The organism is Pseudomonas sp. MDT2-39-1 (assembly GCF_054898085.1).
In genome coordinates this window covers 4664904-4691233 of sequence record NZ_CM142716.1, presented here as the reverse complement: position 1 = coordinate 4691233, position 26330 = coordinate 4664904, and the positions used below count along the sequence as shown (strand labels likewise).

Here is a 26330-nt window from a genome sequence, read left to right as displayed (position 1 = left end):
GGCATGAAACCGATTCAGGGAGTAAAGACCGGAGTTTTAATCTCCGCCAGCAATAGGCCACCGCTGTTTTGCCCCGTATTCACGGTAGATCGCCGCTTTTTGGGGAAAGCTGCTCTAGGCCCGGACGTTTGGGCAGGCTAGTCTTGGTGCTCTGATTGAGGATCTCTGATGATTGCAGGTATTTCTTCGCGCACGCCGCAGCAGGCGTTGGCCGCTTTGCTTGATCGATACGCCCCCGCGCGCCTGTTGTTGATCGGCGCCAGCGAATTTCCCGCGCTTGAGGCGTTCAAGCTCGCGCACCCGGACAGCTGCGTGGCGCATGCGGCACCTGGTGCGCTGCCGGCCGAACTGGCGGCGCGCCGGTTTGATCTGGCGCTGGTGGTCGATTGCCTCGAACACTTGCCCAAGCGCGAAGGTCTGAACTTATTAGGTGGCATCCGTAATCTGAACGCCAGTCGCATTGCGGTACTGGCGGATTTGCCGGCCAGCGGCTGGCAGGAGACGGATTTCTTTTCCCTAGCCTTGCAAGCCAGTGAATGTTTCCAGCGCGACGATCAAGTGCTGACGCTGTTCACCTACGATCTGCTTGACTATAAACAGGTGCCCGACTGGCTCAACTCGCGGTTCTGGGCCAATCCGGAAAACTTCGGGAAATATTGGTGGTAACGCAATGAGTACATCCATTTGCCCTTGCGGCAGCGGCACCTTGCTCGATGCCTGCTGCGGTCATTACCACGCCGGACATCCGGCGCCGTGTGCCGAAGCCTTGATGCGCTCGCGCTACAGCGCCTATGTGCTGGGGCTGATCGACTATCTGGTGGGGACCACCCTGCCCGCCCAACAACCCGGCCTGGATCGTCAGTCCATCAGCGACTGGAGTGCGCAAAGTACCTGGCTGGGTCTTGAGGTGGAAAGCTCCGAGGTATTCGGCGGTCAGCCGGAACACGCGTTCGTCACATTCACCGCCCGCTGGCATGACGGTGGCGGTGAACACAGCCACCGCGAGCGCTCCTCGTTCGTGCAGAACGCCGGGCACTGGTACTTCATCGACCCTACCGTGCAACTCAAGGCTGGACGCAACGACGCCTGCCCGTGCGCCAGCGGGCAGAAATTCAAGAAGTGTTGTGCGGGTTATTTCGGCAATTGAGGTGATCCCTGTAATTGGAGCCGCCCGAACCTGTAGGAGCGAGGCTTGCCCGCGAAGAATGTCCCCCGATCCTTCAGGTAAATCGCGTCATCGTTCTTCGCGGGCAAGTCGGATCGCCGCACCGCTCGCTCCTACAGGTCGGGCGGGCTTCGCCAGCGGCTACAAGGAGACGTCACCATGACCACCCAGCGGCGCGTGTTACAGATGCTTACTCTGCTCCTGCTTCTCGGGCTCGGCGGCTGCGCATCCTGGTTCGGTGGCGATCTGCCGGATCCGCAAGTGCATCTGGTCAAGGTCGAAGTGGTCCGGGCCAAATTGATGGAGCAGAAATTCATCCTGCACTTTCGCGTCGACAACCCCAACGACAGCGACCTGACGGTGCGTGGGCTTGAATACCGCATTCACCTAGGCGAGATATTGCTGGCCGAAGGTGAGCATGAACACTGGTTCACGGTCGGTCCCAAACGCAGTGCCTATTTCAAGGTGCCGATCCGCACCAACCTGTGGCCCAAGGTGCGGGATCTGGTGAAAATGCTGAAAAAACCCGATCAGCCCATCCCCTATCGGCTGGAAGGTGAAATGGAAACCGGTTTATTCATCGCGCACTACGTGCACCTGGCACGCAATGGCGTGATAATCCCCGCCGATTTAATTCCGGAGCAAAACCGATGACCCAGCAACCCCATGTCCATGGCCCTGACTGCAACCACGATCATGACCATCACGACCACCATGATCACGACCATGGCCATGTCCACGGCCCGAACTGCGGCCACGCCCACCAGGAACCGGTGCGCAACGCCCTGAAAGACGTCGGCCGCAACGACCCTTGCCCATGCGGCAACGGCAAGAAATTCAAGAAATGCCACGGCGCTTGATGCTTCGGGCGGATAATTTTTTCGCCAGTTGAATCGCCTTCGCGAGCAAGCCCGCTCCCACATTTGAACTGCGCCTGACACATATTTTGTATCCGCCGCAGATTTAATGTGGGAGCGGGCTTGCTCGCGAAGAGGCCCTCAAACCCGCCATCAATCCAGAATCTGTGCAGTGCTGACGACCATCGCATATTCCCCGTGCAAATTCCCCAGCGACATCGCATGCACTTCCTCGGCTGAATGCGCATTGCCGAAATAATCAGCCTTATCGAACGTAAAGCACGCATCCTCCACAACCCAGGCGTCAAACCCCAGGTTCCCGGCCGTTCGCGCCGTGGACTCCACCGAGTTGTGAGTCGCAACGCCAACGATGATCAACTGCTCGATCCCCGCCTCGCGCAAACTCGCCTCCAGCCCCGTCGCACAAAACGCATCCGGCACCTGTTTGGAAATCAGCTGCTCGCCGGCCAACGGCTGGAAACGTTCCTGAATCTCCACACCCGATTGCTGCGGCCAGAACACTGAATCCGGTGAACGGGACAGGTGCTGCACATGAATCACCGGCCGCCCGGTTCGACGCCAATACGCGAGCAAATCTAGGATTCGCGCCTCGGCCTGAGGATTATTTCGGCGACCGAGCCTGGGGTGCAGGATGCCTTTTTGCTGGTCGACAATGATCAGTGCTGCGTTGTTCTTGAGCTCCATGCCGACTTTTCTCACACGAGGACATTGAATTTCACGCACTTCAGCATCACCTCCTCTTACAGGCAAGCCATCGAATGCAAACAGGACGACCTGATGCCCGCGGTCGCTGTCCGACCCTACGACGTCTCTTGATGTGGAGTACTCATGATCGACCTGTATTACTGGACCACCCCCAACGGCCACAAAATCTCGATTTTCCTGGAAGAAGCCGGCCTGCCGTACAACGTGCACCCGATCAACATCAGTCAGAACGAGCAGTTCCAGCCGCACTTTCTGAAAATCTCCCCAAACAACAGAATCCCGGCCATCGTCGACAATGAGCCAATCGATGGCGGTGAACCGCTGTCGGTGTTCGAGTCGGGGGCGATTTTGCTGTACCTGGCGGAGAAGACTGGCAAGTTCCTGCCCAAAGACCTGCGCGGTCGCCAGCAAGCGCTGCAATGGTTGTTCTGGCAGATGGGCGGTCTGGGGCCGATGGCCGGGCAAAATCATCACTTCAGCCAGTTTGCACCGGAGAAAATTCCTTACGCGATCAAGCGCTATATCGATGAAACGGCCCGCCTGTACGGAGTGCTCGACAAACAGCTAGCCGATAAAGACTTCGTCGCCGGCAGCGAATACAGCATTGCCGACATGGCGATTTACCCGTGGATCGTTTCCCACAAGTGGCAGAGCCAGAACCTGAAAGACTTCCCTAACGTGCTGCGCTGGTTCACCCACATCCAGAACCGTCCGGCGACCGTAAAGGCCTATGCCCTGGCGGCCAAGGTCAACCCACCAAAACCCTGAAAACGACGCATGACCTGTGGCGAGGGGATTTAGCGAAACGTCGCACCGCCCCGTTCGGCTGCGAGGCAGTCGTGAATACGGACAACTCGGTCTGTAAATGGATTCTGGGTGCCGCTTCGCGCCCCAACGGGGATAAATCCCCTCGCCACAAATGTGGGTGCCCGCGCTTATGTGAACAGTATTACGATCTAGAGTTGTGGTTTATCGGACAAATCCGGAAATAACCTGATACCCCGCTTGCGCGCCCTCCTCCTGCTCTCTAACGTAGCGCCTTTATTGCGCCTCTACCCCCGCAGGAGCTTTGCCATGGCCTCGCCAGCCCATACACATTTTCTTCCCCGGTTCGGCGTTGCCGCAGCAGTGGCCGGTGTTTTGAGCCTGACCGGTTGTCAGACCTGGAACACCCAGGACACCCTCCCGCCGACCACCGGCGTACAGCCGCTCAAGGGCCTGGCGCAGAACGTTTCGGTGCGCCGCAATGCCATGGGCATGCCGCTGATCGAAAGCAACAGCTTCCACGACGCCCTGTTCGCCCTCGGTTACGTCCACGCCAGCGACCGCATCACGCAAATGGTCACTCTGCGCCTGCTTGCCCAGGGCCGGTTGTCGGAGATGTCCGGTTCGGACCTGCTGGACGCTGACCGCTACATGCGCGCCGTCAACCTGAAGAAAAGCGCCGGCGAGCTGTACAAAGCGTCTTCGCCGCGCCTCAAACGCTTCTTCGAAGTCTATGCGCGCGGCGTCAACGCCTACCTGTTCCGCTTCCGCGACAAGCTGCCGGCCGACCTCGTGGCCACCGGTTACAAGCCTGAATACTGGAAGCCGGAAGATTCGGCGCTGATTTTCTGCCTGCTGAACTTCAGCCAGTCCGCCAACCTGCCGGAAGAAATCGCCGCGCTGATGCTGGCCCAGACCGTCACCACCGACAAACTCGGGTGGCTGACGCCGTCCGCTCCCGACGAAAAACTGCCGCTGGGCGAAGCCGAAAAACTTCAGGGCATCAAGCTCAATGGAGCAATCCCGGGCCTGGCCGACATCAGCAAAGCCACCGGGCAACTGTCCGACCTGAATCTGTTGGGCGCCACCTCGTCGAACAACTGGGCCATCGGCCCGCAACGCAGCCGCAGTGGCAAAAGCCTGCTGGCCAGCGACAGCCATGGCCCGTTGGGCGTGCCGTCGTTGTTCAGCTACGTGCAGATTCGCGCGCCGAAATACCAGGCCTCAGGCGTGACGATCGCCGGTTTGCCCATGGTGCTCGGCGGTTTCAACGGCAAGGTGGCGTGGAGCATGACCTCGGTCATGGGCGACAACCAAGACTTGTTCCTGGAAAAAATCAAACGCCAGGGCAACGGCCTCACGTATGAAGTCAGCGGCAAATGGCAGCCGGTGATCGTGCGCAACGAGACCTACTTCGTCAAAGGCCAGCGGCCGATTCGCGAAGTGGTGTACGAAACCCGCCACGGCCCGCTGCTCAACAGCGCCCAAGGCACGACACTGGCCAATGGTTTCGGCCTGGCCTTGCAGACGCCGAACTTCACGGACGACAAAACCCTGGACGCGTTTTTCGACTTGTCCCGGGCCCAGAATGTCGAGAAAGCCTCGGACGCCAGCCGTGAAATCCGCGCCATTGCGCTGAACCTGGTATTTGCCGACGCCAGCAACATCGGCTGGCAAGTCACCGGTCGCTACCCAAACCGTCGCGAAGGTGAAGGCCTGATGCCGTCGCCGGGCTGGGAAGGTCGTTACGATTGGGACGGTTACGCCGACCCGATGCTCCATCCCTATGACCAGGACCCGGCCCAAGGCTGGCTTGGCACAGCCAACCAGCGAGTCATTCCCCATGGCTACGGCATGCAACTGTCCAACTCCTGGTCAGCGCCGGAGCGTGGCGAACGCCTGGCCGAACTGGCGGGTGTGGGCAAACACGACACGCGCAGCGTGATCGCGATGCAATACGACCAGACCACGACGTTCGCCGCCAAGCTGAAGAAAATGTTTGAAGCACCGGGCATGTCCCAGCCGCTCAAACAGGCCATCGAAGCGCTGCCGGTTGCCGATCGCGGCAAGGCTCGCGAGGCCTACACCCGCTTGATGGCGTTCGACGGCAAACTCGGCCCGACCTCTGCGGATGCGGCGATCTACGAGCTGTTCTTGCAGGAAAGCACCCAACAGATTTTCCTCGATGAACTGGGCCCGGAAAGCAGCCCGGCGTGGAAAGCCTTTATCGCCAACGGCAAGTTGTCCTACGCGGCTCAGGCCGACCACCTGCTGGGCCGTGAAGACAGTCCGTTCTGGGATGACGCGCGCACGCCGCAGAAAGAAGACAAGCCTGCGATCCTCGCCCGCAGCCTGGCAGCGGCGATCAGCGCCGGTGACAGCCAATTGGGTGGTGATCACAAGGCCTGGCAGTGGGGCAAACTGCACCGCTATGAATGGAAGAATGCCAGCGGCCAGACCGTGCGCGGTCCATTGGCGGCGGGGGGCGATCACACCACGCTGAACACCGCGGCGTTCACCTGGGGCCAGGACTTCAACACCACGCTGGCGCCGGCCATGCGCTTTATCGTTGATTTCAGCCAGGCGGAACCGTTGATGGGGCAGAACAGCACTGGACAGTCCGGCAACCCGGCGAGCCCGAATTATCTCGACAGCATTGATCCATGGCTGAAGGGGCAATACATGAGTTTGCCGATGCAACCGCAGAACTTTGACAAGGTGTACGGCAAAACGCGGTTGACCCTCACACCCGGTAAATAAGGTCACCGCCGCTCCCACACGGGGAAATATTTCACCCGTACTGATCGTTCCCACGCTCTGCGCTCATCGTTCTACATAACTCTGTTTTCAAGTATTTTTGAAACTCGGAGAAATGGAGAGCGATGATTGAATTGGGCACAGGACGAAATGAAAACCGCCGACTTGGGTGATGGCCGTTTAAATGCCAGGCTCGCCAGCTTTTTAGGACGCCTAGCCGATCATCCCGGCAACAGCATCCCAACTGCTTGTCGAGGGCTGGCAGAAACGACGGCGGCTTATCGATTTCTTGATAATGAGAAAGTCACGTTCCAGAAGGTGTTGCGGCCCCATCAGGACGCGACCCTGCAACGGATGCAAAACAGTCCCGTGGTGCTGTTGGCGCAAGACACGACCGAGATGGACAAATGGGTCAATCTCGGTCCCAAAGGGATGGGCACGATCAAGGCGCAGAAGAAGTTTTCTCGACGTCTGCACCCAACTATTGCCTTTACCCCCGAACGTATTTGTCTGGGCGTCGTCGATGCTCAGTGGTGGAGCCGCGATAAACCAAGCCCCCGCCATGAGCGCCGAGATAAAGGGATTGATGAGAAAGAGAGTCAGCGCTGGATTGACAGTTATCAAACCAGTTGCGCGATTCAGGGGCAGCTACCGCAGACCTTGGTGGTCAACCTCGCCGATGCTGAGGGTGATCTGTACGAATGGTTTATTGATTATCAGCAATTCGCTCCAGACACGCAGGCCCAATGGATCGTGCGGGCGGCTCAAGACAGGCGCTTGTCAGGGCCTGACAACGGGAAGTTGTGGTCGGTACTGGATCAGGCACCCTCTTTGGGAACACTCAAGGTTGAAGTCAAAGCGCGCGTCCAACGCCCCGCCCGGCTGGCTGATGTCACATTGCGCGCAGCAACCGTGACCCTGCGCGCCCCCGACAGGTCGGGTTATAAATTGCCCAGTGTCTCGATCAATGCTGTTTTGGCCCGTGAAGAAAACGCCATAGACGGCGTTGAGCCTCTGGAGTGGATGCTGTTGACCAGTCTACCGGTCACCCGCCTGGAACAGGCGAGCACCGTGGTTGAATGGTACGGGGTACGCTGGTCTATCGAAGTGTTTTTCAATGTGCTGAAGAATGGCTGTCAGGTCAGTCGATTGCAGCTGGAAACCGAGGAACGGTTGTTACCCTGCATTGGTTTGTACTTGATCACGACATGGCGCGTGCTTTACGGCCTGATGCTGGGACGTGCTTGTCCGGATTTAAGCTGCGAGATGGTGTTTGAGGCTTCGGAGTGGAAAGCGGCCTATATCGTGGTCAAACGGTGTCAACCGCCCTCTGCACCTCCTTCTTTGGGCGAGATGGTTTTACTGGTCACAAGCCTGGGAGGTTACTTAGGGCGCAAAAATGACGGACCTCCCGGTCCTAAAGCCATGTGGATAGGGATGCAACGAATACGTGAGTTTGTTATCGCATTAGAAGCCCAGCGTGCGCTCATCGAGAGTTGTGTAGAACGATGAGCGCTCTGCGTGGGAATGCAGCCCGTGACGCTCCGCGTCACTGGACGCGGAGCGTCCCTTGAGGCGTTACCACGCGGAGCGTGGGAACAATCGTCAAGCTTCAAAAAATCAATAGAACTTCTGCCTTCGCGCAAACCTCATAGCTAACAAGTCCCCCCCATTTTGGTAACAACATGGATCTTGTTATCGCGCGCCCTGAAGGTTTGTACTGCCCCGTCGGCGATTTCTATATCGACCCGTGGCGGCCGGTCGAGCGTTCAGTCATCACTCACGCTCACGGCGACCATGCCCGCACCGGCAACCAGTATTATCTGGCGGCGGCCCCAGGCGAAGGGATTTTGCGTGCGCGATTGGGACAGGACATCAACCTGCAAACCCTGCCCTATGGCGAGCGCTTGCAGCACCACGGCGTCACCCTGAGTTTTCACCCCGCAGGCCATGTCTTGGGCTCCGCCCAGGTGCGCCTGGAATACGACGGCGAAGTCTGGGTTGCCTCGGGGGATTACAAGATCGAACCCGACGGCACCTGCGCGCCATTCGAACCGGTGCGGTGCCATACCTTTATCACTGAGTCGACTTTTGGCCTGCCGATTTACCGCTGGCAACCCCAGGCGCAGATCTTTGCCGAGATCAATCAGTGGTGGCAGGCCAATGCCGCCGCCGACAAAACCAGCGTGCTTTTTTGCTATTCCTTCGGCAAGGCCCAGCGAATTCTCCACGGTATCAACGCCAGCCTCGGCCCCATTTTGGTGCATGGCGCGGTGGAACCGTTGAACCGGGTGTATCGCGAGAGCGGCGTTTACATTCCGCCGACGATCTATGCCGGCGACGTGCAAAAGAGCGACCCGATGATGCGCAAGGCGCTGGTCATCGCGCCGCCATCGGCCGGCGCCAGCACCTGGATGCGCCGCTTTGGCGATTACAGCGACGGCTTCGCCAGCGGCTGGATGCGTTTGCGCGGTACGCGGCGCAGACGCGGTGTGGACCGTGGCTTTGTCCTGTCCGACCACGCCGACTGGCCGGGCCTGCTCTGGGCCATCGAACAGACCGGCGCTCAGCGGGTGATGGTCACCCACGGCTCGGTCGGGGTGTTGGTGCGTCATCTGCGCGAACAGGGCCTTGATGCCATGGGTTTCAGCACAGAATACGGCGACGATGAGGAAGACAACGCCGCCGTCGAAACCGACAGCGCCGAGGTGACGCCATGAAGGCCTTCGCCGAGCTGTACGCCGAACTCGACGCCACCACGTCAAGCAACGCCAAACTGGCCGCCATGCAGTCCTACTTTGCCAAGGCTGCTCCCGAAGACGCCGCGTGGGCGGTGTACTTTTTGTCCGGTGGGCGACCTCGTCAGTTGGTGCCGGTACGCGTGTTGCGCGAACTGGCGGTCACGTTTTCCGGCCTGCAGCCTTGGCTGTTCGAAGAAAGTTACCAAGCGGTCGGCGATATGGCGGAAACCATTTCGCTGGTCCTGCCCGAGGCCCTGCACAGCTCCACCGACGGGCTAGCGGTATGGATTGAAGACAAACTGCTGCCATTGCGCGGTGAATCCCCGGAAGTCCTCGCTGAGCGATTGCCCGCGCTCTGGGCGCAATTGGATCGCCATAGCCTGATGCTCTGCATCAAACTCATTACCGGCAGTTTCCGCGTCGGCGTCTCCAAGCTCCTGGTGACGCGCGCCCTGGCGGCCATGGCCGGGATCGACAGCAAACGCGTAGCCCAGCGGTTGGTCGGTTACACCGACCTGTCCAATCGTCCGAGCGCTGCCAGTTATCTGAAATTGATCGCGGCCGAATCGTCCGACGAACATGCCCAACGCGGTGGCCAGCCCTACCCGTTTTTCCTGGCCCATGCCTTGGCGCAACCGGTCGAGCAATTCGAAAACGTGCTCGGCCCGGCGAGCCAGTGGCAAGTGGAATGGAAGTGGGATGGGATTCGCGCCCAGGTGGTCAAGCGTGACGGGCGGTTGTGGATCTGGTCGCGCGGCGAAGAGCTGGTAACCGAGCGCTTTCCCGAACTCGACAGCCTGTTGCACGGCTTGCCTGACGGGACGGTGATCGATGGTGAAATCGTCGCCTGGAAATCCACACGACCAAACACCGACGATGCCTTTAACCCGCAATCGCCGGCCTCTCCCGCAGTCCTGCCGTTCGCGCTGTTGCAGCAGCGGATCGGCCGTAAAACCCTGGACAAGAAAATTCTCGAAGAAGTGCCGGTGGTGGTGCTCGCCTACGACTTGCTGGAATGGCAAGGTGAGGACTGGCGCAATCAGCTTCAGGCCAAGCGCCGCGCTCAACTGGATCAGCTCGTCACGACCTGCAACAACCCGGTGTTACTCGCCTCACCAGTGCTCACCGGCGAAGACTGGTTCGACCTCGCCAGACAACGCGAAGCTTCTCGCAGCCTCGGCGTCGAAGGCATGATGCTCAAGGCCCGGGATGCGCTGTATGGCGTCGGTCGGACCAAGGATATAGGCGTCTGGTGGAAATGGAAAGTCGACCCCTTCAGCGTCGATGCGGTGCTGATTTATGCGCAGCGCGGCCATGGTCGCCGGGCGAATCTCTACAGTGATTACACCTTCGCGGTCTGGGACGGCCCGCCCGACGCCAGCGAGCGAACGCTGGTGCCATTCGCCAAAGCCTATTCAGGGCTGACCGACGAAGAAATGCGCCAGGTCGACAGTATTGTGCGCAAAACCACGGTGGAGAAATTCGGGCCGGTGAGCAGTGTGAAACCGAGCCTGGTGTTTGAGCTGGGTTTTGAGGGCATCGCCCTGTCGAAACGCCACAAGAGCGGGATTGCCGTGCGGTTTCCGAGGATGTTGAGGTGGCGACAGGACAAGTCGGTGGAAGAGGCTGACAACCTCGCAACGCTGCAAGATTTGCTGGGCTAACCCCAATCTCTTTGTGGGAGGGGGCTTTTGTGGCGAGGGGATTTATCCCCGTTGGGCTGCGAAGCGGCCCCCGCGTCATTTCAGACTGAACGGTTTTGCCGAATTGACGACTGCTTCGCAGCCGAACGGGGATAAATCCCCTTAGGTATTTGTGCCATCCTGAACCATGATGGTGCAGCAATTTTCCGACGCCCGTTTTCGTGCACAAATCCCCGATTGCCATTTCTTGATTCACCTTTTAAAACGCTTGTTCGGGACACTGGTTCGGAAATTGCTACTTTCATTAGGTCTTACGCTTTCCAGTAACAATAATTCTGCGCCACAAGCGCTCATATTGGTTCTTAGGGATTGAATAATGAAAAAAGCATTGCTGACCCTTTCTGCACTGGCGTTGTGCATGGCTGCTGGTTCCGCCATGGCAAAAGAATACAAAGAACTGCGTTTTGGCGTTGACCCTTCCTACGCTCCGTTTGAATCGAAAGCGGCTGACGGTAGCCTGGTGGGCTTCGACATCGATCTGGGTAACGCGATCTGCGCCGAGCTGAAGGTCAAGTGCAAATGGGTCGAAAGCGATTTCGACGGCATGATTCCGGGCCTGAAGGCCAATAAATTCGACGGTGTGATCTCTTCGATGACCGTCACCCCGGCTCGCGAAAAAGTCATCGACTTCTCCAGCGAGCTGTTCTCCGGCCCAACCGCCTACGTGTTCAAGAAAGGATCTGGCTTGACCGAAGACGTCGCTTCGCTAAAGGGCAAAACCGTCGGCTACGAGCAAGGCACCATCCAGGAAGCGTACGCCAAAGCTGTTCTGGACAAGGCAGGCGTGAAAACCCAGGCCTATCAGAACCAGGATCAGGTGTATTCCGACCTGATGTCCGGCCGTCTCGACGCGGCGATCCAGGACATGCTGCAAGCTGAACTGGGTTTTTTGAAGTCGCCAAAGGGCGAGGGCTACGAAGTCAGCAAGCCGGTTGACAGCGAATTGCTGCCGGCCAAAACAGCGATCGGTATCTCTAAAGGTAACAAAGACCTCAATGCACTTTTGGATAAAGGTATCAAAGCGTTACACGACGATGGCACCTACGCCACCATTCAAAAGAAACACTTTGGTGATCTGAATCTGTACAGCGGCAAATAATGCGCGGCGCCCATCTCACGATGGGCGTTTTTTTTATCCGATCAGGTTGCTGATTTATGTTCGAAAACCTCTTACAAAATCTGGGGCTCTCAGCCTTCAGCCTCAAGGGCTTCGGTCCGTTGCTGATGGAAGGCACCTGGATGACCATCAAATTATCGGCATTGTCGCTGCTGGTGGCCGTATTGCTCGGCCTGCTTGGCGCCACAGCCAAACTGTCAAAAGTCAAATTGGTGCGGGTTCCGGCCCAGATCTACACCACGCTGATCCGCGGCGTACCCGACCTGGTGCTGATGCTGCTGATTTTCTACAGCCTGCAAACCTGGTTGACGTCGTTTACCGATTTCATGGAATGGGAATACATCGAGATCAACCCGTTCAGTGCCGGGGTCATCACCCTGGGCTTCATTTATGGTGCGTATTTCACCGAAACCTTCCGTGGCGCGATTCTCTCGGTGCCTCGGGGTCAGGTCGAAGCCGCTACCGCTTATGGCCTTAAACGCGGCCAGCGTTTTCGAATCGTGGTGTTCCCGCAAATGATGCGTTTCGCCCTGCCGGGGATCGGGAACAACTGGATGGTGATGCTCAAGGCGACCGCACTTGTCTCGATCATCGGCCTGGCCGACCTGGTCAAGGCAGCCCAGGACGCCGGTAAAAGCACCTATCAGCTGTTTTACTTCCTGGTGCTTGCCGCGCTGATTTACCTGCTCATCACCAGCGCCTCCAACTTCGTCCTGCGCTGGCTCGAACGCCGCTACGCCGCCGGCTCCCGGGAGGCCGTACGATGATCGAACTCTTGCAGGAGTACTGGAAACCCTTCCTTTACACCGACGGCTACAACATTACCGGCCTGGCCATGACCATGTGGCTGCTGACCGCCTCGATCGTCATCGGTTTCCTGGTGTCGATCCCGCTGTCCATCGCCCGGGTGTCGCCGCACTTCTACGTCCGCTGGCCGGTGCAGTTCTACACTTACCTGTTTCGCGGCACGCCGCTGTATATCCAGCTGCTGATTTGCTACACCGGTATCTACAGCCTGGCCGCCGTGCGTGCGCAACCGGTGCTGGATGCGTTCTTCCGCGATGCGATGAACTGCACGATCCTGGCGTTCGCCCTGAACACCTGCGCCTACACCACGGAGATTTTTGCCGGGGCGATCCGCAGCATGGCTCACGGTGAAGTCGAAGCGGCCAAGGCCTACGGCCTGACAGGCTGGAAGCTGTATGCCTACGTGATCATGCCGTCAGCCCTGCGTCGCTCGTTGCCTTATTACAGCAACGAAGTGATTTTGATGCTGCACTCGACCACCGTGGCGTTCACCGCGACCATCCCGGACATCCTGAAAGTCGCGCGGGACGCCAACTCGGCGACCTTCCTGACCTTCCAGTCGTTCGGTATTGCCGCGCTGATTTACCTGACCATTACCTTTGCGCTGGTCGGCCTGTTCCGCCTCGCTGAACGCCGATGGCTGGCCTTCCTCGGGCCGACCCACTAGGACTTGCAAATGCGCCACCAAACACACGACCTGTTGGCCCCGCTGCCGGGGACTGCACGACAGATTCACAGCTTCCATTTCGGCCCATCGGCGGCCAAAGGCAAAATCTACATCCAGTCGTCCCTGCACGCCGATGAAATGCCCGGCATGCTGGTGGCCTGGCACCTCAAGCAGCGTCTGGCGGAACTTGAAGCCGCCGGCCGCCTGCGCAGCGAAATCGTGCTGGTGCCGGTGGCAAATCCCGTTGGCCTGGAACAGGTGCTGATGGATGTTCCGCTGGGTCGCTACGAGCTGGAAAGCGGGCAGAACTTCAATCGCTGGTTCGTCGATTTGAGCGAAGCGGTGGGCAACGAGATCGAAGGCCATCTGGGCGATGACCCGCAGCGCAACCTCGAGACCATTCGCGCCACTCTGCGCAATGCGCTGGCCCGGCAAACCGCCAGCACTCAACTGCAATCCCAGCGCCTGACCCTGCAACGACTGGCCTGCGATGCGGACATGGTGCTGGACCTGCACTGCGATTTCGAAGCGGTCGCCCACCTTTACACCACACCCGAAGCCTGGCCGCAGGTCGAGCCTTTGGCGCGGTACATCGGCGCCGAAGCGAGCCTGCTGGCGACCGACTCGGGCGGTCAGTCGTTCGATGAATGCTTCACCCTGCTCTGGTGGCAGTTGAAAGAACGCTTCGGCGAACAGTTCAACATTCCGCTCGGCAGCCTCTCGGTCACCGTCGAATTGCGCGGCCAGGGCGACGTCAATCACCCGTTGGCCAGCCTCGATTGCCAGGCGCTGATCGATTACCTGATTCACTTCGGCGCCATTGTCGGCGAACCGGCGCCACTGCCCGAGCTGCCCTACCCCGCCACACCGTTGGCCGGCGTCGAGCCGGTGTCGACACCGGTGGGCGGTCTGCTGGTGTTCACCGCGCTGCCGGGGGAATACCTCGAAGCCGGGCAACTGATCGCCGAAATCATCGACCCGATCGCTGATCGCGTCATCCCTATTCATTGCACCGCCGCCGGGTTGATGTACGCCCGCTCGCTGCGGCGCATGGCCACTGCCGGCATGGTGATCGCGCATGTCGCGGGCACCGAGGCCTACCGCAGCGGCTACCTACTTTCGCCTTGAGGATGCATGCCCCATGTACAAACTGACCATTGAAGGCCTGCATAAAAGCTATGGCGATCATCATGTGCTCAAAGGCGTTTCACTCAAGGCCAACACCGGCGATGTCATCAGCCTGATCGGCGCCAGCGGTTCGGGCAAAAGTACCTTTCTGCGCTGCATCAACTTTCTTGAACAACCCAACGACGGCGCCATGACCCTGGATGGCCAGAACATCCGCATGGTCAAGGATCGCCACGGCATGCACGTGGCCAACCCCGATGAACTGCAAAAAATCCGCACGCGCCTGGCCATGGTGTTCCAGCATTTCAACTTGTGGAGCCACATGACGGTGCTGGAAAACATCACCATGGCGCCGCGCCGGGTGCTGGGTTGCAGCAAAGAGGAAGCCGAAGACCGCGCGCGGCGTTATCTCGACAAGGTCGGGCTGGCGGCGCGCGTGGCGGATCAATACCCCGCGTTTCTTTCCGGTGGTCAGCAGCAACGCGTGGCGATTGCGCGCGCCTTGGCCATGGAACCGGAAGTCATGCTGTTCGACGAACCGACCTCGGCACTCGACCCGGAGCTGGTGGGTGAAGTGCTCCGAGTGATCCAGGGCCTGGCTGAAGAAGGCCGGACCATGATCATGGTGACTCACGAAATGAGCTTCGCCCGCAAGGTGTCGAGCCAGGTGTTGTTTCTGCATCAGGGCCTGGTCGAGGAAGAAGGCGCGCCGGAAGACGTGCTGGGCAATCCGAAGAGCGAGCGCTTGAAGCAGTTCCTGAGCGGTAACCTCAAGTAATCATCAAACCCTGTTGGAGCGAAGCTTGCTCCGGGCGGCGTTCCGACGAAGGCGTCGTATCAGCCGACATCATCGTTTCCTGACACACCGCTTTCGTCGGAACGCCGCCCGGAGCAAGCTTCGCTCCTACAAGGGTTGCGGTGTCGATCGGGAGTACTGCGATTAAACTTGTTCACTCGCGCCGCGGTCACTGAAAGAAGACTTTCAGAGCGCACACCGCCGGCATGGGAACCTCCCCCAACTACGCAAAACAATGGTTCAGCGCCCGCGACTGGAAGCCATTCGCCTTTCAGAAGCAGGTGTGGACGGCCGTTAAACGCGGTGAGTCCGGGTTGCTGCACGCCAGCACGGGTGCCGGTAAAACCTATGCGGTCTGGTTTGCCGCGCTCAATCGCTTCGCCACCTCGATTGCTCCTGTTGACCCCCCTCGCAAACGAAAACCGCTGGCCGAACCGCTGACGGTGCTGTGGATAACACCCATGCGCGCCTTGGCCGCCGACACCGCTCGCGCCCTGGAAGCGCCGCTGCACGACCTGCAGATCCCGTGGAGCGTAGGCCTGCGCACCGGCGACACCAGCAGCAGCGAACGTGCGCGACAGAGCCGGCGCCTGCCAACAACACTGATCACCACGCCCGAAAGTCTCACCCTGATGCTCGCCCGTGCCGATGCGCAAACAGCCCTGTCGACCTTGCGCATGGTGGTGGTCGACGAATGGCACGAACTGCTCGGCAATAAGCGCGGCGTGCAGCTGCAACTGGCCCTCGCCCGTTTGCGCCGGTGGATTCCGGATCTGATCGTGTGGGGCGTTTCCGCGACGCTGGGTAATCAACCCCATGCCGAACAGGTATTGATCCCACAGGGAGGCGGCATCAGCGTTCAAGGCCAGACGTCCAAGGAACTGCGGGTCGACACCTTGCTGCCGTCGGCCATCGAGCGATTTCCATGGGCCGGGCACATCGGGTTGAAGATGTTGCCGCAAGTCGTCGCCGAAATAGACTCCAGCCCCAGCAGCCTGGTGTTCACCAATACCCGTGCGCAATCCGAGATCTGGTATCAGGCCTTGCTGGAGGCACGCCCCGATTGGGCCGGACTGATCGCCTTGCATCACAGCTCACTGTCACGAGACACCCGCGACTGGGTCGAGCGAGCGTTGAAGGAAGGTCAGCTCAAAGCGGTAGTCTGCACCTCAAGCCTGGACCTTGGGGTGGATTTCCTGCCGGTGGAACGGGTGCTGCAAATCGGTTCGGCCAAAGGTGTGGCGCGCCTGATGCAGCGTGCCGGGCGTTCCGGCCATGCGCCGGGGCGTGTGTCACGGGTGACGCTGGTGCCGACCCACAGTCTGGAGCTAATCGAAGCGGCGGCGGCTCAAGACGCCGTGGCGCAGCGTCGTATCGAGCCCCGCGAGTCGCCGCAAAAACCGCTGGATGTGCTGGTTCAGCACTTGGTCAGCATGGCGTTGGGCGGTGGGTTTGTGCCCGATGAGTTGTATGAAGAAGTCCGTGGCGCCTGGGCTTATCGAGACCTCAGCGCGGAAGATTGGACTTGGGCTTTGGCTTTCGTACGCAACGGAGGGCTTTCCCTGACAGCCTATCCGGATTATCGCCGAGTCGAGCCAGACGAGCATGACGTCTGGCGCGTACCGGATGCGCGACTGGCCCGGCGACATCGCATGAGCATCGGCACCATTGTCAGCGATGCGAGCATTCAGCTGAAATTCTGGAGCAAGGGTGGCGGCGGCAAGCAACTGGGCAGTGTCGAGGAAGGGTTTATTGCGCGACTCAAACCGGGCGACGGTTTTCTGTTCGCGGGGCGCTTGCTGGAGTTGGTTCGGGTGGAAAACATGACCGCTTACGTCAAACGCAGCGCCGCGAAAAAAGCCGCGGTGCCGCGCTGGAATGGCGGGCGGATGCCGCTTTCCAATGAACTGGCACAGGCGGTGGTCGTGCGCTTCAGTGCGGCGGAACAAGGCGAGTTCATCGGCCCGGAAATGCGGGCGCTGCGTCCGTTGCTGGAGGTGCAAAAACGCTGGTCCGGGCTGCCAACCTCCAGTACGTTGCTGGCCGAAACGCTGAAATCCCGCGAGGGCTGGCACCTGTTCCTTTACCCCTTTGCCGGGCGCCAAGTGCATCTGGGACTGGCGAGTTTGCTGGCGTGGCGGGTAAGCCAGCAGCAGGCGCTGACGTTTTCCATCGCGGTCAACGATTACGGGCTGGAATTGCTCAGCGCCACTTCCGTGGACTGGTCGCAGGTGTTGAACCCCGGACTGTTGAGCCCCGAGCATTTGTTGAAAGACGTGCTCGCCAGTTTGAATGCCGGGGAACTCGCGCTGCGCCGCTTTCGGGAAATCGCACGAATTGCCGGCCTGGTGTTTGCCGGCTACCCCGGCGCACCGAAAAGCACACGCCAGGTTCAAGCTTCCAGCGGGCTGTTCTTCGAAGTGTTCAAACAGTACGACGCCGGGAACCTGTTGCTGGCTCAGGCCGGGGAGGAAGTCCTACGGGAAGAACTGGATATTCATCGTCTGGAACAGACGTTGGCGCGCATCAATCAGCTGAAATTGGACCTGCATCACATCAAACGCCCTACACCGTTGGGGTTTCCACTGTTGGTGGAGCGCATGCGGGAAAGCATGAGTTCGGAAAAACTCGCGGACCGTATCCGACGCATGGTAACCGACCTTGAGAAAACCGCCGAAACCGGGAAAACCTGATGAGTACGTCCTATCCCGTGCGACTGGCCGGCGAAGAACTGTGGCTGCTGCCGGAAAAAGCCATTTACTGGCCGGCGCAACAAGCCCTGCTGATCGCCGATGTGCATTTTGGCAAAGCGGCAGCGTATCGAAGCCTTGGTCAGCCGGTGCCCCATGGCACCACCGCCAGCAATATCGCCGTGCTGGAGGGGTTATTGGCCGCCCTGCCCTGTCGCCAGCTGATTTTCCTCGGGGATTTCCTGCACGGGCCGGGCTCCCATGCTACCGGCACGTTAAGCGCACTGGCTGAGTGGCGAGCGCGCCACCCTGATCTGCCGATGACGCTGATTCGTGGCAACCACGACAAACGCGCCGGGGACCCGCCAGCCTCGTTAAACATTCGCGTAGTGCCTGAGCCGTTGTTGCTCGGACCGTTCGCCTTGCAACATGAGCCCGCTGCGCATCCGCAGCGGCATGTGCTCGCCGGGCACGTGCATCCGGTCTATCGGCTGAATGGCAGGGGTCGGCAGAGTCTGCGACTGGCGTGTTTCAGACTGGGAGAGGACATCAGCCTGCTACCGGCGTTTGGCGCGTTTACCGGCGGTTATCAGGTCGATCGGGACGCCAGCTGCAGGATTTTTGTCATCGGTGACAACGAAATATGGCCAGTCAGCTGAATTCTGCCCCACAACCTGTAGGAGCGAAGCTTGCTCGCGAAGGCGGTGTGTCAGCCAACACATTCTTATCTGACACACCGCCCTCGCGAGCAAGCTTCGCTCCTACAGGGCAATAACAATCAGGCAACCGGCGCGGGAGGCGGCTCATCCGGCAGGGTAGGCTCACCGGGCTCTGTAGGTTGTTCGTTGGGGGTATCGGGATCAGGCTGGCCGGGGATGCCCCCTGCCATGCTGATGGCTGGATGTGCCAACAAGGACCAGGCCAAAACGCCAACCTGATTGGGCTCAAGCCTTGCCAGTTCGGCACTTATTCGCGGATCGATCTTCATAAAGCACTCCTGAGCGATGGCCCGGTCCGCTGTGCGCGAACCGGGCAGTACACCCAATAGAGTGTCTACCCGCTCAAGAATTCCCGCCACCTGCCAGATGAATCGATCAGGTGCGCGGAAGGGTGACGCCTAGCTGGCCCTGGTACTTGCCGCCACGGTCCTTGTAGGAGACTTCGCACTCTTCGTCGGATTCGAAGAACAGCATCTGCGCCACGCCTTCGTTGGCGTAGATCTTCGCCGGCAAGGTGGTGGTGTTGGAGAATTCCAACGTCACGTGGCCTTCCCACTCGGGCTCAAGCGGCGTCACGTTGACGATAATGCCGCAACGCGCGTAGGTGCTTTTACCCAGGCAGATCGTCAGCACGTTGCGCGGAATGCGGAAAAACTCCACGGTGCGCGCCAGGGCGAAGGAGTTTGGCGGGATGATACAGACGTCGCTTTTGACGTCGACAAAGCTCTTCTCATCGAAGTTTTTCGGATCGACGGTCGCCGAATTGATGTTGGTGAACACTTTGAATTCGTCGGCACAGCGTACGTCGTAGCCATAGCTCGAGACACCGTAGGAAATCACGCGCTCGGCGCCTTCACCGCGCACCTGGCGCTCTACGAAGGGCTCGATCATGCCGTGCTCTTGCGCCATGCGGCGAATCCACTTGTCCGATTTGATGCTCATGGCGGGTGTCCTGAATAGCGAGGTGGAAAAATTCTGTCCGGCATCTTACCGGGCGCGCGCTCCGGGTTCAAAGTCCGGGGCACAATTCTCGCCGATCCCCCGTGATAACTGGGCCTTCGTCGTAATCCGATGCACCGTCAGTCATGAAAACAGAGAAACCTTCGCCGGAAGGATTGGCACGTTCCGGAAAAAGGGTTAAGGTGGCGCCACTGTGCTGCTTGTGTCACTGAGAATCTCTACACGATATGTTGAATTTCGATCCAACCATCTACAAGAATTTTTCCTGCTCTTTGCACTCAGTCTCGGCCAGGGTTCTTCCTGCGTCGCAGTTATCTTTGTTCAAGGAGTTACACCATGTCTAATCGCCAAACTGGTACCGTTAAGTGGTTCAACGATGAAAAAGGCTTCGGCTTCATCACTCCACAATCCGGTGACGACCTGTTCGTTCACTTCAAAGCTATCCAATCCGACGGCTTCAAAAGCCTGAAAGAAGGCCAACAGGTTTCTTTCATCGCTACCCGCGGTCAGAAAGGCATGCAAGCTGAAGAAGTTCAAGTTATCTAACTTGTACTTGCTTTAGTAAAAAGCCCCGCCCTCAAAAGCGGGGCTTTTTTGTGCCTGTGTGATTTGCAGGAAAAAAAATCGCAGCCAGTGGCTGCGATTTTTTGCGTCTTACCAGGCTACACCGAATCCTGCGGTGTAGCGGGTCTTGTCCAGATCGGCATCGTCGGTGCCGCTGATGATGTCTCGCTCGGCCTTCAGGTTAAGCGAAGCCCACTCGGTCACCTTGTAGCGCAAGCCCATTTCGGCATCGAGCGCGTAATCCGCCACACCCGACAGCGGCTTGCCCACTTCGCCGTTCGTGAAGAACTCCACCTTCTTGCCGATCAGGTAGCGGTTGTAATCCCACTTCATCGCCAGGGAATAGAAGTTTTCCTTGCTGCCGTCGGAGAACTCATAGTCCGTGCGGTTGACCAGCGAGCCCAGGGAGAATGCGCCAAGCTCGTTATCCCAGAACTGGTAACCCGGACCGGTACCGACCGTGCGCTGACGGGAGAGGTCTTCAACCTTGTCGCGTTTATAGACCGCACGACCCTGCCAGAACCATTTCTCGGTCAGGAAGCGGTCGAGCGAGTATTCACCCCGCCAGTTGTCAGTGGTGACCACGTCATCCTGGAATTCGCGGTTGTACTCACCTTCCGCGATATGCCGCCATTTGCCATGGCGCGCAGTAGTCTTGAAGTCGATGTCGTAGTCATCGGTATCTTTTTCCGCCCGCTGGTAATCCAGCGCCGCGTCGATATTCCCTTTCCACACCAGGTCTTCGACCACCGGCTTGGGTTTGAGAATCTGCTGGATACTGGCCAGCTCGACCGTCTTCGGCGCCTCGCTGTTTTCCAGCGTCACCTTGCCGTCGTCTGCCGCATGCAGCGACTTGGCCTTCTCGCCGGTGTAGGCATCCTGCTTGACCAGCAACTCCTGATCACTTTCCAGGGTCTTGACCTGTTTCCAGTCGATCGGGACCGCACCGGCGTACTCGGTCTGGATCAGCAATTTACCGCCATCGAACAGCGTGATCTTGCCGCTCAATTTGTCACCGTTCTTCAACCAGACGGTATCAGCGAGCAACGGCGTGGAGGCGCTGAGGACAGCGAGGCACAGCAGGGATCTGGACACCATAAGCAAATACAGGCTCAAGTTTGCGAAAAAAAGTCGGCATTATCCCTGAGAATAAGACCCTAGCAAGGACTGACCCGACTATTTCTATTGAGTTCATTTCTCAATTGCTAATCCAGGACCTACTCTACCGACGGTAATGCGAACTTCCTCAGGAACCACGGACGTGACCGACTCACCCGCTGAAACCGAAAGTGCGGCGCAAATCCGACGCACGGCGCTCTACCTGACCCTCGCGCAGGTGCCCGAGGGCAAAGTGGTGAGTTATGGTCAACTCGCCGAACTGGCCGGACTCGGCCGCGCCGCACGCTGGGTGGGCCGGACACTGAGCCAACTGCCCGGCGACACTAAATTGCCATGGCACCGAGTGCTAGGCGCCGGCGGTCGGATCAGCCTGCCCGTGGGCAGTCCTTCAGGGGATGAGCAGCGCGCGCGATTGCGCTCCGAAGGCGTCAGTATCCTGAACAATCGTGTTGATATTCAGCGCCATGGCTGGCGCCCGGTAGAGCACAGCGGTTAGAGTGCGCGCTTTGTTTCCGTAATTCTTGAGGCAGACTCCAGCCCATGCCCCGTAAAACCTGGCGCGCCGCGCTCGCCGCCTATGCCAGCCCCTCGACGCTTGTGTTGTTGTTGCTTGGTTTCGCCGCCGGCCTGCCCTACATGCTGGTGTTTTCGACGCTTTCCGTCTGGCTGCGTGAGGCCGGTGTGGCCCGCGAAACCATCGGCTATGCAAGCCTGATCGGTTTGGCCTATGCCTTTAAATGGGTCTGGTCCCCGCTGCTCGACCAATGGCGCCTGCCATTTCTCGGCAAGCTCGGTCGACGACGCTCCTGGCTGGTGCTGTCCCAGGTGCTGGTGATCCTCGGCCTGATCGGGATGGGTTTCTGCGATCCGCAAAAGCATTTGTCCTGGCTGATCGCTATCGCGGTGGTCGTCGCCTTCGCCTCGGCGACGCAAGACATCGCAGTTGACGCCTATCGCCTCGAAATCGCCGACGACACTCGCCAGGCCGCGCTCGCTGCCAGCTATATGTCCGGCTATCGGATCGCCGCCCTGCTGGCGACGGCCGGCGCGCTGTTCTTCGCTGAAGGCTTCGGCTCCACCGGTTTCAACTACAAGCATTCGGCCTGGGCCGGCACCTACATACTGTTTGGCGCCCTGATGGTCCCGGCCCTGCTGACCACACTGTTCATGCGCGAACCGCCCGTACCCCTGCGCACTCAACTTCAGGCCGGGCGCTACAGCTTTATGCATCAACTGATGTCGGTGTTCGTGCTGATCGTGCTGCTGGTGTCCGTGCCGGCCATGTTCACCCAGCTCTACAACACCGATTTCGCCAGCGTGCTGTTCGAAGGCGTGAGCCCGCTCGACCTGCTGCTCGAAGACCGCGCCTTCCTGCGGGCCATCCTCTACACCACGCTCACGTTTATGTGCCTTTCGGCCATCGGCCGCCGTGGTCTGGCGCCGGTGCTGACACCGATCAACGACTTCATTCTGCGTTACCGCTGGCAGGCGTTCCTGTTGCTCGGGCTGATTGCCACCTACCGCATGTCCGATACGGTTATGGGCGTGATGGCCAACGTGTTCTACATCGACCAGGGCTTCACCAAGGATCAGATCGCCAGCGTCAGCAAAATCTTCGGCCTGATCATGACCCTGGTCGGTGCCGGCATGGGCGGCCTGCTGATCGTGCGTTTCGGCATCCTGCCGATTCTACTGATCGGCGGCATTGCGTCGGCCGGCACCAACCTGCTGTTCCTGATGCTCGCCGACATGGGCGCCAACCTGAACATGCTGATCCTGACCATTTCCCTGGACAACTTCAGCTCGGGCCTGGCGACGTCGGCGTTCGTCGCTTACCTGTCGAGCCTGACCAACCTCAAATTCTCGGCCACCCAGTACGCCCTGCTCAGCTCGATCATGCTCTTGCTGCCACGCCTGATCGGCGGCTATTCAGGGGTCATGGTGGAGAAATTCGGTTACCACAACTTCTTCCTGATCACAGCGCTGTTGGGCGTTCCGACGCTGCTGTTGATCGCCTTGCACTGGTTCCAGGAGAGCCGCCGTGCAGGTCCGACCCCCTCGTCTGAGCCGGCCCCGACCCAGGTCGCGGAAGAATCGTAGGCATTTACGTAGGAAGCATCGCAGAGGGTATGGAGATTCCCGCCCTCCTGCCACACCGCCGACCGCACGCCTGTACGCCAGCGGATCTCGCCCGTACAATGCTCCGTCATTTCTCGTCATCAGCAACCGACAACGGCCAACCATGCGCACCAGTCAATTTTTGCTCGCCACACAGAAAGAAACGCCTTCCGACGCGGTCGTCATCAGCCATCAGCTGATGCTGCGCGCCGGCATGATCCGCAAACTCGCCTCGGGCCTCTACACCTGGCTGCCGATGGGCTTGCGAGTGATGCGCAAGGTCGAAGCCGTCGTTCGTGAAGAAATGAACGCCGCGGGCTCTCTCGAAGTGTTGATGCCGAGCACCCAACCGGCTGAGCTGTGGCAGGAATCCGGCCGCTGGGAAGAGTACGGCCCTGAATTGCTGCGCTTCAAGGATCGCCACGGTCGCGACTTCTGCGCCGGTCCGACTCACGAAGAAGTGATCACCGACCTGATGCGCAACGAGTTGAGCAGCTACAAACAGCTGCCGATCAACCTGTACCAGATCCAGACCAAGTTCCGTGACGAAATCCGCCCACGCTTCGGTTTGATGCGCGGTCGCGAGTTCATCATGAAGGACGCCTACTCCTTCCACGCGGATCAGCCTTCGCTGCAGGTCACCTACGACCGCATGCACCAGGCGTATTGCAACGTGTTCACCCGTCTGGGCCTGAAATTCCGCCCCGTAGAAGCCGACAACGGCTCCATCGGCGGTGCCGGCTCCCACGAGTTCCACGTACTGGCCGAATCCGGTGAAGACGATATCGTCTTCAGCAACGGTTCCGACTACGCCGCAAACATCGAGAAAGCCGAAGCTGTACCGCGTGAAACCTCTCGCGCCGCACCGGCTGAAGAATTGCGTCTGGTCGACACACCGAACGCCAAGACCATTGCGCAACTGGTCGAAGGCTTCAACCTGCCGATCGAAAAGACCATCAAGACCCTCGTGGTTCACGCGGAAGAACAAGGCAAGCTGATTGCCCTGATCATCCGTGGCGACCACGAGCTGAACGAAATCAAAGCCTCCAACCAGCCTGGCGTTGCCAGCCCGCTGGTCATGGCTTCCGACAGCGAACTGCGCGACGCCATTGGCGCCGGTGCCGGTTCCCTCGGCCCGCTGAACCTGCCACTGCCAATCATCATCGACCGTTCCGTCGAGCTGATGAGCGACTTCGGCATCGGTGCGAACATCGACGACAAGCACTACTTCGGCGTGAACTGGGAGCGCGATCTGCCGGTTCCGACCGTTGCCGACCTGCGCAACGTTGTTGCCGGCGACCCAAGCCCGGATGGCAAGGGCACCCTGGAAATCAAGCGCGGCATCGAAGTCGGACACATCTTCCAGCTGGGCAACAAGTACAGCAAGGCGATGAAGTGCGAAGTGCTGGGCGAGAACGGCAAGCCGGTTACCCTGGAAATGGGTTGCTATGGCATCGGCGTTTCCCGCGTGGTGGCTGCGGCCATCGAACAGGGCAACGACGACAAGGGAATCATCTGGAGCGACACGCTGGCTCCATTCCAGATCGCTCTCGTACCGCTGCGCTATGAAACCGAACAGGTTCGCGAAGCCACCGACAAGCTGTATGCAGAACTGACTGAAGCCGGCTTCGAAGTATTGCTGGACGATCGCGACAAGAAAACCAGCCCGGGCATCAAGTTTGCGGACATGGAGCTGATCGGCATTCCTCACCGGATCGTGGTCAGTGACCGCGGCCTCGCCGAAGGCAACCTGGAATACAAGAGCCGTACCGAACCTGAAGCGCAAGCGCTGCCGGTTGCTGACGTGCTGTCTTTCCTCCAGGCCCGTATCCGCCGCTGACACCAGATAGAGAAGTCATGTTCAAGCGAAACACCTTAGGCCTCGGTGGTGCCGCCCTGTGCGGCACCCTGCTGGTCAGCGGCTGTGCCAATCACATGTCGCAACGCAGCGAGCACGAGGAACGCGTCGAGCGCAAATTGCTCGATCACAGCCTGCAGATCGATGTCGGTGAGCCCAAGGTGCTTGAGCTGCCGCAACGGCGGGTGAAAATCCACGAGCAGAAGACGTTCGAAGTCACCGAATTCGAAGTCACGCGTCACTACGATCGCTACACGCCTTACCAACCCTGGCGCGAGGTCTACGAGATTCCGCTGGGTGCGGTGGCGGTGGTGGGCGGTGTCGGGGCCAACGTGGTCAACGTGTTCGCCCTCGGCAACCTGCCGGACAGCGTCACCAAGGATTGGCTCAGCTACGGCTTTGCCGGGCTCAACCCGTTCATGAACGCTCAGTCCAACGGTCGTGCGCAGCAGAACCTGGCCGGCATCGACGAAATCCAGCTCGACAAACGCACCGAATACTCGAGCCTGCCCTGGAGCGAGCGTCCGGTTGTGGTGAAGGCCGGCAAGGAAACGTTCGAGCTGAGCACCGACAAAAACGGGGTTTTACGCATTAACCTGCTGGACAGCCCGTTCGCTGAACATGACATCAATCATCTGAGCCGACTGCTGATCAGTGTCGAAGACGGTCAGGACGATGTGCACACCGATTCGTCCCTGGCGGTCAGCAGTGGCTTGCGCGGCAAACTGCTCGAAGCGCATGCCCTGATTTATGACGACCTCGAAGACGACGAAGTGAGCCAGTGGGTACACCGGGTCAAGCGCTTGTCGGAACTGGGTCTGGAAGAAGAAGCCAGTGAGCTGGAACAAAGCCTGATCGAACTGACCCGCAATGATCCAGAGTTGCAGACCGAATTCCTCAAGTCATTGACCAAGGATGCCGGGCGACTGGTGGCGGATCCGGGGCCGAACTAAAAGCAAAAGCTTCGCGGACAAGCCTCGCTCCTACAGTATTGGGTTGAACGCGGTACCGCGCATGACACAAATCCGTAGGAGCGAGGCTTTCCCGCGAAGAGGCCCTTGGATTCACCAAAA

The 26330-nt window shown here is 59.4% G+C and carries 25 protein-coding genes; 21 read left to right on the top strand and 4 right to left on the bottom strand.

Features of this window, described 5'->3' with window-relative positions:
• Positions 1-168 precede the first annotated feature (168 nt).
• From ACYZTM_RS21885 to ACYZTM_RS21870, 4 genes are all read left to right on the top strand, one after another.
• Entirely contained in the window at positions 169-666 is a 498-nt protein-coding gene (locus ACYZTM_RS21885) for a DUF6231 family protein (RefSeq protein ID WP_461984610.1), read from the top strand.
• 4 nt (positions 667-670) lie between these two features.
• Complete coding sequence (locus ACYZTM_RS21880; RefSeq protein WP_131059255.1) at positions 671-1147, top strand: YchJ family protein; 477 nt, start codon at positions 671-673, stop codon at positions 1145-1147.
• 177 nt (positions 1148-1324) lie between these two features.
• Positions 1325-1819, top strand: coding sequence for an LEA/WHy family protein (locus tag ACYZTM_RS21875; protein ID WP_461984607.1), 495 nt, complete (start codon positions 1325-1327; stop codon positions 1817-1819).
• On the top strand, positions 1816-2025 hold the full coding sequence (locus ACYZTM_RS21870; protein ID WP_007906737.1) for an SEC-C metal-binding domain-containing protein: 210 nt from the start codon (positions 1816-1818) through the stop codon (positions 2023-2025). Before ACYZTM_RS21875 ends, ACYZTM_RS21870 begins: the two co-directional genes overlap by 4 nt.
• A gap of 150 nt (positions 2026-2175) precedes the next feature.
• Here ACYZTM_RS21870 and ACYZTM_RS21865 read toward each other — a convergent pair whose 3' ends face one another.
• The gene (locus tag ACYZTM_RS21865; RefSeq protein ID WP_131059238.1) at positions 2176-2727 is read right to left on the bottom strand and encodes a cysteine hydrolase family protein; all 552 of its coding nucleotides are present in this window, start codon (positions 2725-2727) and stop codon (positions 2176-2178) included.
• Positions 2728-2871: 144 nt separating this feature from the next.
• Here ACYZTM_RS21865 and ACYZTM_RS21860 point away from each other — a divergent pair, with 144 nt between their 5' ends.
• From ACYZTM_RS21860 to pdeM, 12 genes are all read left to right on the top strand, one after another.
• The gene (locus tag ACYZTM_RS21860; RefSeq protein ID WP_461984605.1) at positions 2872-3516 is read left to right on the top strand and encodes a glutathione binding-like protein; all 645 of its coding nucleotides are present in this window, start codon (positions 2872-2874) and stop codon (positions 3514-3516) included.
• Between the two features lie 306 nt (positions 3517-3822).
• Positions 3823-6273 (top strand): penicillin acylase family protein, encoded by a 2451-nt coding sequence (locus tag ACYZTM_RS21855; protein ID WP_461984603.1) that lies wholly within the window; start codon positions 3823-3825, stop codon positions 6271-6273.
• A gap of 126 nt (positions 6274-6399) precedes the next feature.
• Positions 6400-7782: an IS4 family transposase gene (locus ACYZTM_RS21850; protein ID WP_461983473.1), complete on the top strand. Its 1383-nt coding sequence runs from the start codon at positions 6400-6402 to the stop codon at positions 7780-7782.
• 173 nt (positions 7783-7955) lie between these two features.
• Complete coding sequence (locus ACYZTM_RS21845) at positions 7956-8990, top strand: ligase-associated DNA damage response exonuclease (protein WP_461984601.1); 1035 nt, start codon at positions 7956-7958, stop codon at positions 8988-8990.
• The gene (locus tag ACYZTM_RS21840) at positions 8987-10675 is read left to right on the top strand and encodes an ATP-dependent DNA ligase (RefSeq protein ID WP_461984599.1); all 1689 of its coding nucleotides are present in this window, start codon (positions 8987-8989) and stop codon (positions 10673-10675) included. The genes ACYZTM_RS21845 and ACYZTM_RS21840 overlap by 4 nt, the downstream gene beginning before the upstream one ends.
• A 355-nt stretch (positions 10676-11030) precedes the next feature.
• Positions 11031-11813, top strand: coding sequence for a transporter substrate-binding domain-containing protein (locus tag ACYZTM_RS21835; RefSeq protein ID WP_131059232.1), 783 nt, complete (start codon positions 11031-11033; stop codon positions 11811-11813).
• 56 nt (positions 11814-11869) lie between these two features.
• Positions 11870-12598, top strand: a complete 729-nt coding sequence (locus ACYZTM_RS21830; RefSeq protein WP_131059231.1) for an ABC transporter permease — start codon at positions 11870-11872, stop codon at positions 12596-12598.
• Positions 12595-13305: an ABC transporter permease gene (locus tag ACYZTM_RS21825; RefSeq protein ID WP_131059230.1), complete on the top strand. Its 711-nt coding sequence runs from the start codon at positions 12595-12597 to the stop codon at positions 13303-13305. Before ACYZTM_RS21830 ends, ACYZTM_RS21825 begins: the two co-directional genes overlap by 4 nt.
• Positions 13306-13314: 9 nt before the next feature.
• The gene (locus ACYZTM_RS21820; protein WP_461984596.1) at positions 13315-14433 is read left to right on the top strand and encodes a succinylglutamate desuccinylase/aspartoacylase family protein; all 1119 of its coding nucleotides are present in this window, start codon (positions 13315-13317) and stop codon (positions 14431-14433) included.
• A gap of 13 nt (positions 14434-14446) precedes the next feature.
• Positions 14447-15211 carry an ABC transporter ATP-binding protein gene (locus ACYZTM_RS21815; protein WP_131059228.1) on the top strand — a complete coding sequence of 255 codons (765 nt, stop codon included), beginning with the start codon at positions 14447-14449 and terminating at the stop codon, positions 15209-15211.
• 224 nt (positions 15212-15435) lie between these two features.
• On the top strand, positions 15436-17922 hold the full coding sequence (locus ACYZTM_RS21810) for a ligase-associated DNA damage response DEXH box helicase (RefSeq protein ID WP_461984594.1): 2487 nt from the start codon (positions 15436-15438) through the stop codon (positions 17920-17922).
• Positions 17922-18578, top strand: coding sequence for a ligase-associated DNA damage response endonuclease PdeM (gene pdeM / locus ACYZTM_RS21805; protein ID WP_131059226.1), 657 nt, complete (start codon positions 17922-17924; stop codon positions 18576-18578). The genes ACYZTM_RS21810 and pdeM overlap by 1 nt, the downstream gene beginning before the upstream one ends.
• A gap of 119 nt (positions 18579-18697) precedes the next feature.
• Here the strand turns inward: pdeM and ACYZTM_RS21800 are convergent, their stop codons facing one another.
• Positions 18698-18907 (bottom strand): hypothetical protein, encoded by a 210-nt coding sequence (locus ACYZTM_RS21800; protein ID WP_461984592.1) that lies wholly within the window; start codon positions 18905-18907, stop codon positions 18698-18700.
• Positions 18908-19013: 106 nt separating this feature from the next.
• The gene (dcd, locus tag ACYZTM_RS21795) at positions 19014-19580 is read right to left on the bottom strand and encodes a dCTP deaminase (RefSeq protein WP_007947207.1); all 567 of its coding nucleotides are present in this window, start codon (positions 19578-19580) and stop codon (positions 19014-19016) included.
• Between the two features lie 354 nt (positions 19581-19934).
• On the opposite strand from dcd, the gene ACYZTM_RS21790 reads away from it, so the two are divergent.
• Positions 19935-20144, top strand: coding sequence for a cold-shock protein (locus ACYZTM_RS21790; RefSeq protein ID WP_002554837.1), 210 nt, complete (start codon positions 19935-19937; stop codon positions 20142-20144).
• Positions 20145-20252: 108 nt separating this feature from the next.
• On the opposite strand, the gene ACYZTM_RS21785 is transcribed toward ACYZTM_RS21790, so the two are convergent.
• The gene (locus tag ACYZTM_RS21785) at positions 20253-21260 is read right to left on the bottom strand and encodes a DUF481 domain-containing protein (protein ID WP_131059224.1); all 1008 of its coding nucleotides are present in this window, start codon (positions 21258-21260) and stop codon (positions 20253-20255) included.
• A 136-nt stretch (positions 21261-21396) separates the two neighbouring features.
• On the opposite strand from ACYZTM_RS21785, the gene ACYZTM_RS21780 reads away from it, so the two are divergent.
• The 4 genes from ACYZTM_RS21780 to ACYZTM_RS21765 all read left to right on the top strand — a co-directional run bounded on the left by ACYZTM_RS21780 (position 21397) and on the right by ACYZTM_RS21765 (position 26210).
• Positions 21397-21777: an MGMT family protein gene (locus ACYZTM_RS21780; protein WP_371928402.1), complete on the top strand. Its 381-nt coding sequence runs from the start codon at positions 21397-21399 to the stop codon at positions 21775-21777.
• A gap of 44 nt (positions 21778-21821) precedes the next feature.
• A complete protein-coding gene (locus tag ACYZTM_RS21775) occupies positions 21822-23381 on the top strand; it encodes an AmpG family muropeptide MFS transporter (RefSeq protein WP_461984589.1) in 1560 nt (519 codons plus the stop codon).
• Between the two features lie 142 nt (positions 23382-23523).
• Positions 23524-25239, top strand: coding sequence for a proline--tRNA ligase (locus ACYZTM_RS21770; protein WP_461984587.1), 1716 nt, complete (start codon positions 23524-23526; stop codon positions 25237-25239).
• 17 nt (positions 25240-25256) lie between these two features.
• Positions 25257-26210 (top strand): hypothetical protein, encoded by a 954-nt coding sequence (locus ACYZTM_RS21765; protein WP_131059220.1) that lies wholly within the window; start codon positions 25257-25259, stop codon positions 26208-26210.
• The last annotated feature ends 120 nt before the right edge of the window (positions 26211-26330 follow it).